Genomic DNA, 18,089 nt, shown 5'->3' on the forward strand with positions numbered 1-18,089 from the left:
GATGGCGCGACGCCTGTCGGACCTACGATAAACAGCAAAACTTGTAGGCCGGATAAGGCGTTTACGCCGCATTCGGCGAATATCACCCCAATATCCGTTTCGCTTCCCGCCCGACGTTGTCCATCTCATCAAGAAGCTCTAAAAACTCTGGTTCCAGCTCTTCTTCTTTGGTCCCGTTACGTAACTGCTGTTCAATAAGCTGACACAGGTTTTTCATGCGGGGAACCCCGCTGTAACCGCAGCTGCCGTGTAGTTTATGAATCAAATCCACCAACCCTTCAGGGTTTTCACCCACCAGTTGTTCTTCGATTTTGTTGCGCACTTCCGGCAAGAAATCGATCAGCATTTTCAGCATATCTCGTGCCAGATCGTTTTTACCGGCAGCCTGTCTCAACGCCAGCTGCCAGTCGAGGGTCGTATTCGGGTTGATCACGGGTTCAGGGGGGGCCGGCACGATAGTCCGGGCTGATGTGCCGGTACCGGGCTTATAGCGCAACAGCAAACTGTGCAATTTATCTTCTTCAATTGGCTTAGCCAGGTAGTCATTCATTCCGGCGCTGAGTAACTTCTCTTTTTGCCCTGCCATGGCATGCGCCGTTACCGCAATAACCGGTGTCTGCTGCTGGTGTGGAAGCTGATGGATCAGTTCGCAGGCACGAATACCGTCCATGTCTGGCATCTGAATATCCATCAGGATCAGATCAAACTGCATTTGTTTGGCTCTGTCCATCGCCTGCTGCCCGCTGTCGCACAGCTCGACGTGCTGAACCTTATCTTCAAGCAATGCGCCGATAAGCTTCAGGTTCGCCGGGTTGTCGTCCACCGCCATCACGGTCATCGCAATCTTGCTTTCATCTGGCAACTGGAGTTCTGCCCCCTGGTTCAGGTGGCAATATTCGGTTAACGCAGGCAGCAATCGGGTTGAGGTGAGCGGTTTTAACAGACATGCCGCCGCGCCGCCTTGTTTTAATTTTTCAGCGTTAATCTGCGCATGGCAAGGCAGCGCCAGCAACAGGAAATCGGTCATCGCGGCTGCGCTTGCCAGACGTTCATGCTGCATGGTGAGTGGCTCGTGGAAAGTAACGGGTACACCAAGTAGCAGGATATCGTAGTGTTCAGCCGGTAATGCAGAGAATGACGGACTGTAAATCACCTCCAGCGGCGTTTCACTCAAGATATCTAACGTGCATTGCGCGGCGGTAGCATTTGGTTCAACGTAAGCCAGTCGTTTACCGGCCAGACAGCGGGTGGTTGAACGATCGCTGATAACATTAGGATTGAGATCAAGACTGATATGGAACCAGAAAGTGGAACCGCGATTTGGTTGGCTATGGAACGAGATATCCCCACCCATTTCATTGACCAGTTTTTGTGTGATCACAAGGCCAAGTCCGGTACCACCGTGACGGCGCGAAATGCTGGCATCAGCCTGACGGAAAGCCTGGAACAGACGTGACTGATCGCGTTCTGGGATACCAATACCGGTATCGCGGATTTGAACTTCAATCTGGACTTTGGTGTTACTGAGCGCGCGTTTTTCAACCAGAATGTCGATATTGCCGCTCTCGGTAAATTTGATGGCATTGCCGACCAGGTTGGTAATGACCTGTTGCAGGCGTAGCGGATCGCCAATCACATTGTCCGGAACGTCATTTTTAATATTCAGTGTTAGCTCCAGCCCTTTGTCATGGGAGGAGTGCGCTAACAGCGTTACGACGTCATCCAGTGTGCTGCGCAGTGGGAACGGTATGCTTTCCAGAATCAGTTTACCCGCTTCCAGTTTAGAGAAGTCGAGCACATCATTGATGATAGCGAGCAGGTTGTTGGCAGAGCGTTCAATCGTATTCAGGTGATCGCGCTGGGTGGTATTTAACTCGGTTTTCAGTGTCAGGCGTGTAAAGCCAATGACACCGTTTAGCGGTGTACGTAGCTCGTGAGACATGTTCGCCAGGAACTCTGATTTAATACGAGCAGCTTCCTGAGCGCGTTTCTTTGCCAGATCCAGCTCAACGTTTTGGATCTCCATTTGCTCCAGCGTTTCGCGCAGATCTGACGTCGCCTGATCGATATTGTGCTGCATCTCTTCATGGTAGGCGGCGAGAGACATTGCCATCGAGTTGATGCCATTCTTCAGCATATCCAGTTCGCCCAACATGAAACCTTCCACGCGGCTATCGAGCTGACCTCTACGTATTCGGTCAACGGTATTCACCATGTTGCGAATTGGTCCGGTCACGTCACGCATCAGACGCCAGCCGAAAATTAACGCAATGCCAATACAAAACAGCATCATGACGCTGGAGATAAAGATCTCTTTGTACTGCTGTAATCGCACGGACTTGAGATCCAACTCAAGCGCCACATACCCCAACATATTTTTGGCGTTTTTGGCATCGCTAACGGCAGATTCATCCGGTGAATAGTTTTCCGATATAATAGGGGTACGCAGGATCATGATATCCCCGTGCCGGGTTACGCTCAGCTTTCGCGGAAACGGCGATCCGGTAGCCAATTGCATCTCTGACGGATCAAGATGAAAGTTGGAGGTGACGAACAGTCGGTTATTTTCGTCATAGACGGAAATTGCCCGCACAATATCGGAATGGCGACGATGCAACACGCTGATAAGCTGGCCGATGGATTCCCGGTTTTGCAAGTTCATGCCGTATTCGCTGGAAACCGCGAGTGGCTCGATGATGCTGGCACCAGCATCTTCCAGTTGACGCTGCAAGTCGTTATAGCGATGCACAACAAAAAAGATACTGAGCAGCAAACCTATCAGGACGGTCGGGGCCAGGATCAGAATCATCATGCGTGCGCGCAGGCTGTAGTTGGTCATGGAGTTCCGTTATGGGACAATTAGGGTCACACTGTTAAATAGAGAAATATCTCGTCGATGGCGCAATTCTACTCTGCAAAACGACGCGTGACGACGCGTCAGATCATAACCGTTACCGTCAATGACCTTGATTCTTTTGGTCAGGGCGTTGCTCGTCATAACGGGAAAGCCCTGTTTATACCGGAATTGCTGCCTCAGGAAAGCGCAGAAGTGGTGATAACTGAAGATAAAAAACAGTTTGCCCGTGCGCAAGTCAAACGTCGTTTAAACGACAGCTCGGAACGTGAAGTGCCACGTTGTCCACATTTTGGGGTCTGTGGTGGCTGTCAACAGCAGCACGCCAGCATCTCGTTGCAGCAGCGTAGCAAAAGTGCAGCGTTATCGCGTTTAATGAAATGTGAGGTGACAGAAGTTATCGCCGATACCCTGTGGGGTTATCGACGCCGCGCGCGTTTAAGTCTGAACTATCGCTCGAAAGAGCAGCAATTGCAGATCGGATTTCGCAAGTCCGGCTCCAGCGACATTATCGATGTAAAACAATGCCCTATTTTGGTGCCCCAACTTGAGGCGTTGCTGCCTGAAATTCGGGCATGCCTGCAGAGTCTGCAGGGGTTGCGTCACTTGGGGCATGTCGAATTGGTGCAGGCTGGAAGTGGAACTCTGATGATTTTGCGCCACACTGCACCACTGAGTGCCGCGGATAAAGAAAAACTGGAACGCTTTTCGCATTCTCAGGGACTGTCTTTGTTTCTGGCTCCGCAAAGCGAGATACTGGAATCAAATTCAGAAGAATCGCCCTGGTATGATTCAAATGGACTACGTTTAACCTTCAGCCCGCGTGATTTTATCCAGGTCAATGAAGGGGTAAACCAAAAAATGGTTTCCTGTGCGCTGGAATGGCTGGATGTGCAGCCAGAGGACCGGGTGCTCGATTTGTTCTGTGGTATGGGGAATTTTACGTTGCCGTTAGCCGTACGAGCAGCGAGCGTTGTGGGAGTTGAAGGTGTCCCTGCGCTGGTGGAAAAAGGCCGGGAAAATGCGCGGAATAACGGACTACACAATGTGACATTCTTTCATGAAAACCTTGAAGAAGATGTCACTAAACAACCATGGGCAAAAAACGGATTTGACAAAGTATTGCTCGATCCTGCGCGTGCGGGGGCTGCCGGAGTGATGCAACATATTATAAAGTTAAACCCTGGGCGCGTTGTTTATGTATCCTGTAATCCTGCTACGCTGGCTCGTGACAGCGAAGCGTTACTCAATGCAGGATATACCGTTCGGCGACTGGCGATGCTCGATATGTTCCCGCACACTGGACATCTGGAATCGATGGCCCTGTTTGAGCGTTTGTAATGAATTTTATACCCATTGGATTTCGGGTTGTAACGCAGCGTGAAAGACAATGGGTACGGCTTGTCGACTTCGACAGGCCATGCCCCTTAAGGAGAGGACGATGGTTGCGGTAAGAAGTGCACATATAAATAAAGCTGGTGAGTTTGATCCAAAGAAATGGATCGCGAGTCTTGGGATCTCCAGCCAGCAGTCGTGTGAACGCTTAGCCGAAACCTGGGCGTATTGCCTGCAGCAGACACAGGGTCATCCGGATGCGGATCTGCTGCTGTGGCGTGGCGTCGAAATGGTGGAAATACTCTCCATGCTGAGTATGGATATCGACACGCTACGAGCGGCGATGCTGTTCCCTCTGGCGGATGCCAATGTGGTGAGTGAAGACATCCTGCGCGAGAGCGTAGGCACGTCAATCGTTAACCTTATCCATGGTGTGCGTGATATGGCGGCAATACGCCAGCTAAAAGCCACGCATACCGACTCCGTCTCTTCCGAGCAGGTTGATAACGTTCGTCGCATGCTGCTGGCAATGGTCGACGACTTCCGCTGTGTGGTCATCAAGCTGGCGGAACGTATTGCCCATCTGCGAGAAGTGAAAGACGCGCCGGAAGATGAACGCGTACTGGCAGCAAAAGAGTGCACCAATATCTATGCCCCGCTGGCCAACCGGTTGGGAATTGGGCAGTTAAAATGGGAGCTGGAAGATTACTGCTTCCGTTACCTGCACCCGGCTGAATACAAACGTATTGCCAAGCTGCTGCATGAACGTCGTATCGACAGGGAACATTATATTGATGAATTCGTCGGTCATTTGCGCTCAGAGATGAAAACGGAAGGCGTCAAAGCCGAAGTTTACGGACGTCCGAAGCATATCTACAGCATCTGGCGCAAAATGCAGAAAAAGCAGTTGGCCTTCGATGAACTGTTCGATGTGCGCGCAGTGCGTATCGTGGCAGAGCGTTTACAGGACTGCTATGCCGCGCTCGGAATAGTACATACTCACTATCGCCATCTGCCGGATGAGTTTGATGACTACGTCGCGAACCCGAAACCCAACGGCTACCAGTCAATCCATACGGTTGTGCTGGGGCCGGGCGGGAAAACCATTGAAATTCAGATCCGTACCAAACAGATGCACGAAGATGCCGAACTGGGCGTCGCGGCACACTGGAAGTACAAAGAAGGCACTGCTTCAGGCGCGGCGCGTTCTGGCCATGAAGATCGCATTGCGTGGCTGCGTAAGCTGATCGCCTGGCAGGAAGAGATGGCGGATTCCGGTGAAATGCTGGATGAAGTGCGTAGCCAGGTCTTTGATGACAGAGTTTACGTCTTTACGCCAAAAGGCGATGTTGTGGACTTACCGGCGGGCTCAACGCCGCTCGATTTTGCTTATCACATCCACAGTGATGTGGGGCATCGTTGCATTGGCGCGAAAATTGGCGGGCGCATCGTACCGTTTACCTATCAGCTGCAGATGGGCGATCAAATTGAAATCATCACTCAGAAACAGCCAAACCCAAGCCGCGACTGGTTGAACCCTAACCTGGGCTACGTGACGACCAGCCGGGGGCGCTCGAAGATCCACGCCTGGTTCCGTAAACAAGACCGGGACAAGAATATTCTGGCTGGTCGTCAGATCCTCGATGATGAACTGGCGCACCTGGGTATTAGCCTGAAAGAGGCTGAAAAACACCTGCTTCCGCGTTACAGCTTTAATGAGCTGGAAGAGCTGCTGGCGGCGATCGGCGGCGGCGACATCCGCCTCAACCAGATGGTCAACTTCCTGCAAGCGCAGTTTAATAAACCCAGCGCAGCTGAACAGGATGCCGCTGCGCTGAAACAACTTCAGCAGAAAACGCAGGCTCCGCAGAGTCGCCGTAAAGACGATGGTCGCGTGGTGGTAGAAGGGGTGGGTAACCTGATGCACCACATCGCGCGTTGCTGCCAGCCGATTCCAGGTGATGAAATTGTCGGGTTTATCACTCAGGGACGCGGCATTTCCGTGCACCGGGCGGATTGTGAACAGCTGAATGAACTACGCTCGCATGCACCGGAGCGTATTGTTGACGCGGTTTGGGGCGAAAGCTACTCGGCAGGATATTCGCTGGTGGTTCGCGTCCAGGCGAACGATCGTAGCGGTTTATTACGTGATATCACCACCATTCTCGCCAACGAGAAGGTAAACGTGCTGGGCGTTGCCAGCCGTAGCGATACCAAACAGCAGCTTGCCACCATCGATATGACCATCGAAATTTACAACTTACAGGTGCTCGGGCGCGTGCTCGGCAAACTGAACCAGGTGCCGGATGTGATCGACGCGCGTCGCTTGCACGGTAATTAACGACAATTTGTAGGCCTGATAAGACGCGTTTGCGTCGCCATCAGGCATTATTATTTGCCCGATGGCGCTCCGTTCATCGGGCCTGTTTTTTTCAGGACAATCCAATGAATCAAATCGATCGGCTGCTCGGTATTATGCAGCGCCTGCGCGACCCGGAAAACGGCTGTCCGTGGGATAAAGAGCAGACTTTCACCACTATTGCTCCTTACACCCTCGAAGAAACCTATGAAGTGCTGGACGCGATTGCGCGTGAAGACTTCGATGACCTGCGTGGAGAGCTGGGCGATCTGTTGTTCCAGGTGGTGTTTTACGCCCAGATGGCGCAGGAAGAAGGGCGCTTCGATTTTAATGACATCTGCGCCGCGATTAGCGATAAGCTCGAACGTCGGCATCCGCATGTATTTGCAGATGTTTCTGCCAGCACTAGTCGCGAAGTGCTAACCCGCTGGGAACAAATCAAAACCGAAGAACGTGCCGAGAAGTCACAACATTCCGCGCTGGACGATATTCCCCGTAGTTTACCGGCGCTAATGCGCGCTCAGAAAATCCAGAAACGTTGCTCCAATGTTGGTTTTGACTGGAAGACATTAGGACCGGTTGTCGACAAAGTTTATGAAGAGATTGACGAAGTCATGTTCGAGGCGAAGCAGGCTGTCGTTGATCAGGCTAAACTGGAGGAGGAAATGGGCGATCTGCTGTTTGCCACGGTCAATATGGCCCGTCATTTAGGGACAAAAGCAGAGACGGCATTGCAGAAAGCGAATGAAAAATTCGAGCGCCGTTTTCGTGAGGTTGAGCGAATTGTGGCAGCCCGAGGCCTGGAAATGACTGGTGTTGATCTGGAAACAATGGAAGAAGTCTGGCAACAGGTAAAACGACAGGAAATTGATCTCTAAGGGATTTCGTCGGTCAAGGGCGATTTGTGTGATTTTTTAAATAACAAGCGCTTGATTTACGTCAAAAACATTTACCCCAAAGGGGCTATTTTCTCACTCCCGATGTTAATGTGAGCCTGGTGAAGAGGAGGAATAATGAAAGTTTGTGGCGCTCGTCATGTTCGGGTATACTACTTTCCCGTCTTGGTAATTCCATCGTTTCACCCTAACTTCTCAGGTCCAGCATGACAACGAACTATATTTTTGTGACCGGCGGGGTCGTATCCTCTCTGGGAAAAGGCATTGCCGCAGCCTCCCTGGCAGCCATTCTTGAAGCCCGTGGCCTCAATGTGACCATGATGAAACTGGATCCGTACATCAACGTCGATCCAGGTACTATGAGCCCTATCCAACACGGGGAAGTGTTCGTTACCGAAGACGGCGCTGAAACCGACCTGGACCTGGGTCACTATGAGCGTTTCATCCGCACTAAAATGAGCCGCCGTAACAACTTCACCACGGGTCGTATCTACTCCGACGTTCTGCGTAAAGAACGCCGTGGTGACTATCTGGGCGCTACCGTTCAGGTCATTCCGCACATCACGAATGCCATTAAAGAGCGCGTTCTGGAAGGCGGTGAAGGTCATGATGTTGTTCTGGTCGAGATCGGCGGAACCGTTGGGGATATCGAATCTCTGCCGTTCCTTGAAGCGATTCGCCAGATGGCTGTAGAAATTGGCCGCGAGCACACGCTGTTTATGCATCTGACGCTGGTTCCGTACATGGCGGCGGCAGGTGAAGTCAAAACTAAACCGACTCAGCACTCTGTAAAAGAGCTGCTTTCTATCGGTATTCAGCCAGATATCCTGATTTGCCGCTCCGATCGCGCAGTTCCGGCTAATGAACGTGCAAAAATTGCATTGTTCTGTAACGTTCCGGAAAAAGCGGTGATTTCTCTGAAAGATGTCGATTCCATCTATAAAATTCCGGGCCTGTTGAAATCCCAGGGCCTTGACGATTATATTTGTAAACGATTCAGCTTGAACTGTCCGGAAGCGAATCTGTCAGAATGGGAACAGGTTATCTACGAAGAAGCGAATCCGGCAGGCGAAGTGACTATCGGTATGGTTGGCAAGTACATTGAACTGCCGGATGCCTATAAGTCAGTTATTGAAGCGCTGAAGCACGGTGGTCTGAAGAATCGTGTCACCGTCAACATCAAGCTGATTGATTCGCAAGATGTTGAAACGCGCGGTGTTGAGATCCTGAAAGGTCTTGATGCCATCCTAATCCCCGGCGGCTTCGGCTACCGTGGTGTTGAAGGGAAAATCGCGACAGCACGCTTTGCGCGTGAGAACAATATTCCTTATCTGGGCATTTGCCTGGGTATGCAGGTTGCGTTGATTGAGTTTGCTCGTAACGTCGTGGGAATGGACAACGCCAACTCCACAGAATTTGTGCCAGACTGTAAGTACCCAGTGGTGGCCCTGATTACTGAATGGCGTGATGAAGACGGCAATGTCGAAGTCCGTACCGAGAAGAGCGATCTGGGTGGCACAATGCGTCTTGGTGCGCAACAGTGTCAGCTGAGCGATGAGAGTCTGGTTCGTCAACTGTACGGTACACCGACGATTGTTGAACGCCATCGCCACCGCTACGAAGTCAACAATATGCTGTTGAAACAGATTGAAGCTGCGGGTCTGCGTATTGCAGGCCGTTCCGGTGATGATCAGTTGGTCGAGATCATTGAGGTACCGAATCATCCGTGGTTCGTGGCCTGTCAGTTCCATCCGGAATTTACTTCCACGCCACGTGATGGGCACCCGCTGTTTGCCGGCTTTGTGAAAGCCGCCAGTGAACATCAGAAGCGTCAGGCGAAGTAAGAAGTAAAAAGTTAGAACGGCAATGCACCCATCAGGGTGCATTGTTTGTCTGGAGTTTTAGTTTAACTTGTACTGAGGAAAACCTAATGTCCAAAATCGTTAAAATCATCGGTCGTGAAATCATCGACTCCCGTGGTAACCCGACTGTTGAAGCCGAAGTACACCTGGAAGGTGGTTTCGTTGGTATGGCAGCAGCTCCGTCAGGTGCTTCTACTGGTTCCCGCGAAGCACTGGAACTGCGCGATGGCGACAAATCCCGTTTCATGGGTAAAGGCGTACTGAAAGCTGTTGCAGCTGTGAATGGCCCGATTGCTCAGGCTCTGCTGGGTAAAGATGCTAAAGATCAGGCTGGCATCGACAAGATCATGATCGATCTGGACGGTACTGAAAACAAATCCAACTTCGGTGCAAACGCCATCCTGGCCGTTTCTCTGGCTGCTGCTAAAGCTGCTGCTGCCGCTAAAGGCCTGCCGCTGTATGCTCACATCGCTGAACTGAACGGCACTCCGGGCAAATACTCCATGCCGGTTCCGATGATGAACATCATCAACGGTGGTGAGCACGCTGACAACAACGTCGACATCCAGGAATTCATGATTCAGCCTGTTGGCGCTAAAACCCTGAAAGAAGCTGTACGTATGGGTTCTGAAGTGTTCCACAACCTGGCTAAAGTTCTGAAAGCTAAAGGTATGAACACTGCAGTGGGTGACGAAGGCGGCTATGCGCCGAACCTGGGTTCCAACGCTGAAGCTCTGGCTGTAATCGCTGAAGCGGTTAAAGCAGCTGGCTACGAGCTGGGCAAAGACATCACCCTGGCGATGGACTGTGCAGCATCTGAATTCTACAAAGACGGTAAATACGTTCTGGCTGGCGAAGGCAACAAAGCATTCACCTCCGAAGAATTCACTCACTTCCTGGAAGAACTGACCAAACAGTACCCGATCGTGTCCATCGAAGATGGTCTGGACGAGTCTGACTGGGATGGTTTCGCATACCAGACTAAAGTACTGGGCGACAAAATCCAGCTGGTTGGTGACGACCTGTTCGTAACCAACACCAAGATCCTGAAAGAAGGCATCGAAAAAGGCATCGTTAACTCCATCCTGATCAAATTCAACCAGATCGGTTCTCTGACCGAAACTCTGGCTGCGATCAAAATGGCGAAAGACGCTGGCTACACTGCTGTCATCTCTCACCGTTCTGGCGAAACTGAAGATGCTACCATCGCTGACCTGGCTGTTGGTACCGCTGCAGGCCAGATCAAAACGGGTTCTATGAGCCGTTCTGACCGTGTTGCTAAGTACAACCAGCTGATTCGTATCGAAGAAGCTCTGGGTGAACAAGCACCGTACAATGGTCGTAAAGAGATCAAAGGTCAGGCGTAATCCTGTTCTTTCTCTGATTTAAAAATGCCAGCCTTCAGGCTGGCATTTTTTTGCCTGCACAATAGCAACCTATTTAAAGTCCACCGCCATTTGCTGTGGAATAGTCAGCCCACGTGTCGTCTGTACACAGCGCTCAATGTAATCGGTGAAACGCGGCGGCTTCGGCATCCCCATGCTGAGCAGCTTATCATTGCTGAATCGCACGTTCAGCGTAGCAAACGCGCCGTACAGACGCATGGCTTTCAGCATCAGCCGTTCGTTGCAGGGGCCAAAAATATTCTTCAGTTCGCGGCGCATTTTGACCAGCGTTTCATACCTGACCTGTGCGTATTTATTACCGACGGGAGCTTGTTCCAGCGCAGATGCCATCGCGCTATCAATATCTGCAAACCTCACGCTATTTTCTTCTCCGGCTGAGATGTGCACCACTTCACCGCGAGCGAGCGGACAGCTCAGTAACATCAGCAAGGCATCGGCGCAGTAATCAACCGGGATCACGTCAATACGGTCTTCCATCGAACACATAAATTTTTGTAACATCAGACCCATGCTGAATACCCAGAAAATACTGCTGGAGGGTTGGCAGCCATGATGAGTGTGGCCAACAACGATCGAAGGCCGCGCGATAACCAGTGGTAATGTTGGGCATTCCTGTTGCATCAGACGCTCTATCGTGGATTTAGAGTGCGTATACTCAACCAGGTGCTCAGCACGTTCGCAAAATTCTGCACTTTCTGCCACCAGTGAGTCGGGCTCTGGGGAGCATGACATCGCTGTACCAACGTGAAGAAAACGCTGCAGGCTGCCGACACAGGCCATTTTCTGGGCGAACTTCAGCGTTCCTGCGACATTTACTTTCCAGATAAGCGGGTTGTTGCCAAAAGAGGCGACGGCGGCACAGTTGATGACATGAGTAACCTGGTCCAGACGCGGGTCGTTAAGAAACGCTTCAGGTTCCACCAAATCACCCAACAGGATATTTCGCGGGCTAAGTGCGGCCAGTTTTTCTTCTGCAATATTGAATTTGCGCAGATTTTCCTTTATCCGTTCCAGCGCAGATACATCATTATCGCCACGAACTAAAAGCAGCAGATTAAATCCATTTGTCTGATTCAGAATGTTTTCTAAAACGGCTCCGCCCAAAAAACCGGTTGCGCCAGTAATTAATAGTGTATTCATGAATGCAGTCTCATCAGGGGGGGGTGACTGGATTCTAGGCGCGGATAATTAAACGGAGATTAAATGGAAAATTAGCGTAACTTTAAGTTTCTTAAGCCTATTTTAATATAAAAAGATACCGCAGATCGAATTTGACTATGCGTGATGCTAATAAATTCATAATTTCATGTATCCGTTTGTACATGCTTGAAATATTTTACTTTTAAAATGTTTATACTATTTTTATAAGGTTATTATCAAAAATATTTTGTTACATCAAAACGCTGCCTTCATAGCTATGAAATTAAATCACAGCTATTCGATCATTGCAGGCGTAAACACGAGATCACGTTTCATGATTTTTAACTCACGGGACAGCGCAGCCGGGGGCAAGACCTGAGAGTGTAAATCTGCGATAATACGCGTTCATAACCCTAAACAGAGATGACTATGCAGTACCCGATTAACGAGATGTTCCAGACCCTGCAAGGTGAGGGTTACTTTACCGGCGTCCCCGCCATTTTTATTCGTTTACAGGGATGCCCGGTTGGCTGTGCCTGGTGCGATACCAAACACACCTGGGATAAGCTTGAGGATCGGGAAGTCTCCTTATATAGCATCCTGGCCAAGACGAAAGAGAGTGATAAATGGGGCGCGGCGAGCAGTGAAGATCTGCTGGCTGTTATTCAGCGCCAGGGCTATACCGCCCGTCATGTGGTGATAACCGGCGGTGAGCCCTGCATTCATGACCTGATGCCGCTGACTGACCTGCTGGAAAAGAACGGCTTTAGCTGCCAGATTGAAACCAGCGGCACCCACGAAGTGCGCTGTACGCCGAATACCTGGGTGACGGTATCACCGAAGGTGAATATGCGTGGCGGCTATGACGTACTGTCACAGGCGCTGGAACGAGCCAATGAAATCAAGCATCCGGTGGGTCGCGTTCGCGATATTGAAGCGCTGGATGAACTGCTGGCTACGTTAAGCGATGATAAACCACGCATTATTGCGCTGCAGCCAATCAGTCAGAAAGAAGATGCGACGCGTTTGTGTATTGATACCTGTATTGCGCGTAACTGGCGTTTGTCGATGCAGACGCATAAGTACCTGAATATTGCCTGACAAGTTTTGCCGGGGCGCTTCGCTTGCCCGGCCTACGCTTGTTAATAAGGTAGGCCGGGAGCAGACGCGGTGCGTCGCCATCCGGCAAGGTCGGGATCACTCTCCGCGATAAACGCAACCTGCTGTGCAGGTCTCTTTTACCATCACTGCGCTCAGCAGAGGAACAACCGGTTTTACCTGTTCCCAAATCCAGCGGGACAAGACTTCGCTGGTTGGGTTTTCAAGGCCCGGGATATCGTTCAGGTAGTAGTGATCAAGCCTGTCGTAAGTCGGCTTAAACGCCGCTTTTAATTCGGCAAAATCCATGATCCAACCGGTATGTGGATCGACTTCACCGGTAATTTCAAGACGCACCATAAATGAGTGACCATGCAGACGGCCACACTTGTGTCCTTCCGGTACGTGCGGCAGGTGGTGAGCGGCTTCGAAGGTGAAATCTTTAAACAAGGTGGTGGACATTATTTACTCTCAAGAATGCAAAAAACGCCGTAGGGTACCGTAAAGAGCAAATTTTATCATTAGTTAAAAGGGCGCTGGGTACCAGAACGACATATTTGTTAGGAGAATGTTTGATAATTATTTATATATCATACAGTTATTAAATCGCTTTTGCTGTTAATAACTATAACTAAAACAGGTTAGTCCATTTGGTTATTTGTTATTTCCATCCCTTCTTTAATTGTTACTATCCCCACCGTTAACCTTATCTTCAGTTTGGGTTTTATTGCTGAAATCCGCTTTGCTTACTGGAACATGACAACGCATGACGACACAGGCCCCACCTTCCACTCTGCTACCGCTAAACCCGGAGCAACTGGCACGCCTTCAGGCAGCCACGACCGACCTCACTCCCGCACAGCTCGCGTGGGTTTCTGGCTATGTCTGGGGCGTGCTGAATCAGCAGCCAGGAACGAATGCTGCAGCGCCTGCGCCTGCTGCTGAAATGCCAGGCATTACGCTGATTTCCGCCTCGCAAACCGGTAATGCGCGTCGTGTGGCGGAAGCCCTGCGCGATGATCTGATCGCTGCGAAGCTCAACGTCACTCTGATCAACGCTGGCGACTATAAATTCAAACAAATCGCCAATGAAAAGTTGCTGATTGTGGTGGCGTCAACGCAAGGGGAAGGTGAACCGGCAGAAGAAGCCGTGGCGTTGCATAAATACTTGTTCTCTAAAAAAGCGCCGAAGCTTGAAAACACGGCCTTCGCCGTATTTGGCCTTGGCGATACGTCTTATGAATTTTTCTGCCAGTCAGGTAAAGACTTTGATGCGAAACTGGCAGAGTTGGGTGGTGAACGCCTGCTGGACCGCGTTGATGCTGATGTTGAGTATCAATCGGCGGCGGCAGAATGGCGTGCCCGCCTGGTTGATGTACTGAAGGCTCGCGCGCCTGTTGCACCGTCTGCACAGGCGGCAGCGAGCGGTGCGGTGAACGAGTTGCACACCAGTCCTTACACCAAAGAAGCACCGCTGAGTGCAACACTTGCGGTGAACCAGAAAATTACCGGTCGCGACTCACAAAAAGATGTACGCCATATCGAAATTGATCTCGGCGATTCTGGTCTGCGCTATCAGCCAGGCGACGCACTGGGGGTCTGGTATCAGAACGATCCAGCCCTGGTCAAAGAAATTGTGGAACTGCTGTGGCTGAAAGGTACTGAGCCGGTCACTGTCGAGGGCAAAACGCTGCCGCTCGCTGACGCGCTGGAGTGGCATTTCGAATTGACCGTCAATACGGCCAATATCGTGGAAAACTATGCCACCCTGACGCGCAGCGAAACGCTGTTGCCGTTGGTAGGCGATAAAGCACAATTACAGCATTACGCCGCCACCACGCCAATCGTTGATATGGTGCGTTTCTCCCCGGCGCAACTGGACGCTCAGGCGTTAGTTGATCTTCTGCGTCCGCTGACGCCACGGTTGTACTCCATTGCCTCATCCCAGGCGGAAGTGGAAAGCGAAGTACATATCACCGTTGGTGCCGTGCGTTTTGAGGTTGAAGGCCGTGCGCGTGCAGGCGGGGCCTCCGGCTTCCTTGCCGATCGCGTGGAAGAAGAGGGCGAAGTCCGCGTCTTCATCGAACATAACGACAACTTCCGCCTGCCAGAAAATCCGCAAACACCGGTAATTATGATCGGGCCAGGAACGGGGATTGCGCCGTTCCGCGCCTTTATGCAGCAACGTGCGGCAGACGGTGCAGAAGGGAAAAACTGGCTGTTTTTTGGTAACCCACACTTTACCGAAGATTTCCTGTATCAGGTGGAATGGCAGCGCTACGTGAAAGAGGGCGTGTTGAGCCGAATCGATCTGGCCTGGTCTCGCGATCAAAAAGAAAAAATCTACGTACAAGACAAACTGCGCGAACAGGGCGCGGAACTGTGGCGCTGGATTAACGACGGTGCGCACATTTATGTCTGCGGCGACGCCAATCGCATGGCGAAAGACGTTGAGCAGGCACTGCTGGAAGTGATTGCTGAATTCGGTGCAATGGACATCGAAGCGGCGGATGAATTTTTAAGTGAGCTGCGCGTTGAGCGCCGTTATCAGCGAGATGTCTACTAATGAGCGAAAAATACCCAGGGCCTTTAGTGGTCGAAGGCAAACTGACTGACGCCGAGCGCATGAAGCGTGAAAGTAATTTCCTGCGCGGCACCATCGCGGAAGACCTGAACGACGGCCTGACCGGCGGCTTCCACGGTGACAACTTCCTGCTGATCCGTTTTCACGGTATGTACCAGCAGGACGACCGCGATATTCGTGCCGAACGTGCGGAACAGAAGCTGGAGCCGCGTCATGCGATGCTGCTACGCTGCCGCCTGCCAGGGGGAGTCATCACCACCAAACAATGGCAGGCGATCGACAAGTTCGCCCATGAAAACACCATTTACGGCAGCATTCGTCTGACCAACCGTCAGACCTTTCAGTTCCACGGCATTCTGAAGAAGAACGTGAAGCCGGTGCATCAGATGCTGCATTCAGTGGGGCTGGACGCGCTGGCGACCGCCAACGACATGAACCGTAACGTGCTGTGTACCTCCAATCCATATGAGTCGCAGCTGCATGCGGAAGCCTACGAGTGGGCGAAAAAGATCTCCGAACACTTGCTGCCGCGCACTCGCGCTTATGCTGAGATCTGGCTGGATCAGGAAAAAGTCGCGACGACGGATGAAGAGCCGATCCTCGGGGCGACCTATCTGCCGCGTAAGTTTAAAACCACAGTGGTGATCCCGCCGCAGAACGATATCGATCTGCACGCTAACGATATGAACTTCGTGGCGATTGCCGAAAACGGCAAGCTGGTAGGCTTTAACCTGCTGGTCGGCGGCGGTTTGTCGATTGAGCATGGCAACAAGAAAACCTACGCCCGTACGGCGAGTGAGTTTGGTTATCTGCCGCTGGAACACACCCTGGCGGTGGCGGAAGCGGTGGTCACGACCCAACGCGACTGGGGTAACCGTACCGATCGTAAAAACGCCAAAACCAAATACACGCTGGAGCGGGTAGGTGTCGAGACGTTTAAAGAGGAAGTTGAACGCCGTGCGGGGATCAAGTTTGAGCCGATCCGTCCGTACGAGTTCACCGGTCGTGGCGACAGGATCGGTTGGGTGAAGGGGATCGACAATAACTGGCACCTGACGCTGTTTATTGAAAACGGCCGTATTCTGGATTATCCGGGGCGTCCGCTGAAAACCGGCTTGCTGGAGATCGCGAAGATCCACAAAGGCGAGTTCCGTATCACGGCCAACCAGAACCTGATCATTGCTGGTGTCCCGGAGAGTGATAAGGCGAAGATTGAGAAGCTGGCACGCGATCATGGTCTGATGAATGCGGTAAAACCGCAGCGTGAAAACTCGATGGCCTGCGTGTCGTTCCCGACCTGTCCGCTGGCGATGGCTGAAGCCGAACGCTTCCTGCCATCGTTCACTGATAAAGTGGAAGCGATTCTGGAAAAACACGGCATTCCTGACGAACATATCGTGATGCGCGTCACCGGCTGCCCGAACGGCTGTGGCCGCGCGATGCTGGCGGAACTGGGCCTGGTGGGCAAAGCGCCGGGACGCTACAACGTGCATCTGGGCGGTAACCGCATGGGCACGCGCATCCCGCGTATGTATCGCGAAAATATTACGGAATCGGAAATTCTCGACGTCGTTGACGAACTGATTGGGCGCTGGGCGAAAGAGCGCGAAGCGGGTGAAGGCTTCGGTGACTTTACGGTGCGTGCGGGCATCATTCGCCCGGTGCTCGATCCAGCGCGTGATTTCTGGGAATAACATGAATTGCCGGATGGCGCCATACATGCCTTATCCGGCCTACCGTCTGCGTAGGCCTGATAAGCGAAGCGCCATCAGGCAAGGCACACAGTGAGGAACTTATGTCCCAACTCGATCTAAACACGCTGAATGAACTGCCGAAAGTCGAACGCGTATTAGCTCTGGCAGAAACCAACGCCGAACTGGAAAAACTGAGTGCCGAGGATCGCGTGGCGTGGGCGCTGGAAAACCTGCCCGGCGAATATGTCCTTTCATCAAGTTTTGGCATTCAGGCGGCGGTCAGCCTGCATCTCGTGAACCAGGTTCGCCCGGATATCCCGGTGATCCTCACCGATACTGGCTATTTATTCCCGGAAACCTACCAGTTTATCGATGCGTTAACGGACAAACTCAAACTCAACCTGCAGGTCTACCGGGCGAAAGAGAGCGCGGCCTGGCAGGAAGCGCGCTACGGCAAGCTGTGGGAACAAGGTGTTGAAGGCATTGAGAAATACAATGACATCAACAAAGTCGAACCGATGAACCGGGCGCTACAGGAACTCGACGCGCAAACCTGGTTTGCGGGTCTGCGCCGCGAGCAGTCCGGTAGCCGTGCACATTTACCGGTATTGGCTATTCAGCGTGGCGTATTTAAAGTGCTGCCGATTATCGACTGGGACAACCGTACGGTATACCAGTATCTGCAAAAACACGGTCTGAAGTATCATCCGCTGTGGGATCAAGGCTACCTGTCAGTGGGTGATACCCACACGACGCGTAAATGGGAGCCGGGGATGGCGGAAGAAGAGACGCGGTTCTTTGGGCTGAAAAGAGAGTGCGGATTGCACGAAGGGTAACGGCTAAAAGCCCGGTAACATTTAC

Annotated in this window: 12 protein-coding genes; 9 read left to right on the forward strand and 3 right to left on the reverse strand. The window is 51.8% G+C overall.

Features of this window, described 5'->3' with window-relative positions; all coding sequences use genetic code 11:
* Nucleotides 1–82: 82 nt before the first annotated feature.
* Nucleotides 83–2,839: a two-component sensor histidine kinase BarA gene (gene barA, locus IB196_RS04515; RefSeq protein WP_188232171.1), complete on the reverse strand. Its 2,757-nt coding sequence runs from the start codon at nt 2,837–2,839 to the stop codon at nt 83–85.
* A 57-nt stretch (nt 2,840–2,896) separates the two neighbouring features.
* Here barA and rlmD point away from each other — a divergent pair, with 57 nt between their 5' ends.
* The 5 genes from rlmD to eno all read left to right on the forward strand — a co-directional run bounded on the left by rlmD (nt 2,897) and on the right by eno (nt 10,673).
* Nucleotides 2,897–4,195 (forward strand): 23S rRNA (uracil(1939)-C(5))-methyltransferase RlmD, encoded by a 1,299-nt coding sequence (gene rlmD / locus IB196_RS04520; protein WP_149692204.1) that lies wholly within the window; start codon nt 2,897–2,899, stop codon nt 4,193–4,195.
* A 100-nt stretch (nt 4,196–4,295) separates the two neighbouring features.
* Nucleotides 4,296–6,530 (forward strand): GTP diphosphokinase, encoded by a 2,235-nt coding sequence (relA, locus tag IB196_RS04525; RefSeq protein WP_005130916.1) that lies wholly within the window; start codon nt 4,296–4,298, stop codon nt 6,528–6,530.
* 104 nt (nt 6,531–6,634) lie between these two features.
* Complete coding sequence (mazG, locus tag IB196_RS04530; RefSeq protein ID WP_005130914.1) at nt 6,635–7,426, forward strand: nucleoside triphosphate pyrophosphohydrolase; 792 nt, start codon at nt 6,635–6,637, stop codon at nt 7,424–7,426.
* Between the two features lie 224 nt (nt 7,427–7,650).
* Nucleotides 7,651–9,288, forward strand: a complete 1,638-nt coding sequence (pyrG, locus tag IB196_RS04535; protein ID WP_115642960.1) for a glutamine hydrolyzing CTP synthase — start codon at nt 7,651–7,653, stop codon at nt 9,286–9,288.
* Nucleotides 9,289–9,374: 86 nt separating this feature from the next.
* Nucleotides 9,375–10,673 (forward strand): phosphopyruvate hydratase, encoded by a 1,299-nt coding sequence (gene eno, locus IB196_RS04540; RefSeq protein WP_005130911.1) that lies wholly within the window; start codon nt 9,375–9,377, stop codon nt 10,671–10,673.
* A 69-nt stretch (nt 10,674–10,742) separates the two neighbouring features.
* Here eno and IB196_RS04545 read toward each other — a convergent pair whose 3' ends face one another.
* Entirely contained in the window at nt 10,743–11,852 is a 1,110-nt protein-coding gene (locus IB196_RS04545; protein ID WP_005130908.1) for an SDR family oxidoreductase, read from the reverse strand.
* A gap of 429 nt (nt 11,853–12,281) precedes the next feature.
* Here IB196_RS04545 and queE point away from each other — a divergent pair, with 429 nt between their 5' ends.
* Entirely contained in the window at nt 12,282–12,953 is a 672-nt protein-coding gene (queE, locus tag IB196_RS04550) for a 7-carboxy-7-deazaguanine synthase QueE (RefSeq protein WP_040232204.1), read from the forward strand.
* A 96-nt stretch (nt 12,954–13,049) separates the two neighbouring features.
* Here the strand turns inward: queE and queD are convergent, their stop codons facing one another.
* Nucleotides 13,050–13,412: a 6-carboxytetrahydropterin synthase QueD gene (gene queD / locus IB196_RS04555; RefSeq protein ID WP_005130904.1), complete on the reverse strand. Its 363-nt coding sequence runs from the start codon at nt 13,410–13,412 to the stop codon at nt 13,050–13,052.
* 304 nt (nt 13,413–13,716) lie between these two features.
* Between queD and cysJ the strand changes: the two genes are divergently transcribed.
* The 3 genes from cysJ (at nt 13,717) to cysH (ending at nt 18,064) form a co-directional block, all read left to right on the forward strand.
* The gene (gene cysJ, locus IB196_RS04560) at nt 13,717–15,516 is read left to right on the forward strand and encodes an NADPH-dependent assimilatory sulfite reductase flavoprotein subunit (protein ID WP_188232172.1); all 1,800 of its coding nucleotides are present in this window, start codon (nt 13,717–13,719) and stop codon (nt 15,514–15,516) included.
* Entirely contained in the window at nt 15,516–17,228 is a 1,713-nt protein-coding gene (gene cysI, locus IB196_RS04565; RefSeq protein WP_188232173.1) for an assimilatory sulfite reductase (NADPH) hemoprotein subunit, read from the forward strand. The genes cysJ and cysI overlap by 1 nt, the downstream gene beginning before the upstream one ends.
* A 101-nt stretch (nt 17,229–17,329) precedes the next feature.
* Complete coding sequence (gene cysH, locus IB196_RS04570; RefSeq protein WP_040232208.1) at nt 17,330–18,064, forward strand: phosphoadenosine phosphosulfate reductase; 735 nt, start codon at nt 17,330–17,332, stop codon at nt 18,062–18,064.
* Nucleotides 18,065–18,089 lie beyond the last annotated feature (25 nt).

The organism is Citrobacter sp. C6_1 (assembly GCF_014596835.2).
Lineage (GTDB): Bacteria > Pseudomonadota > Gammaproteobacteria > Enterobacterales > Enterobacteriaceae > Citrobacter > Citrobacter pasteurii.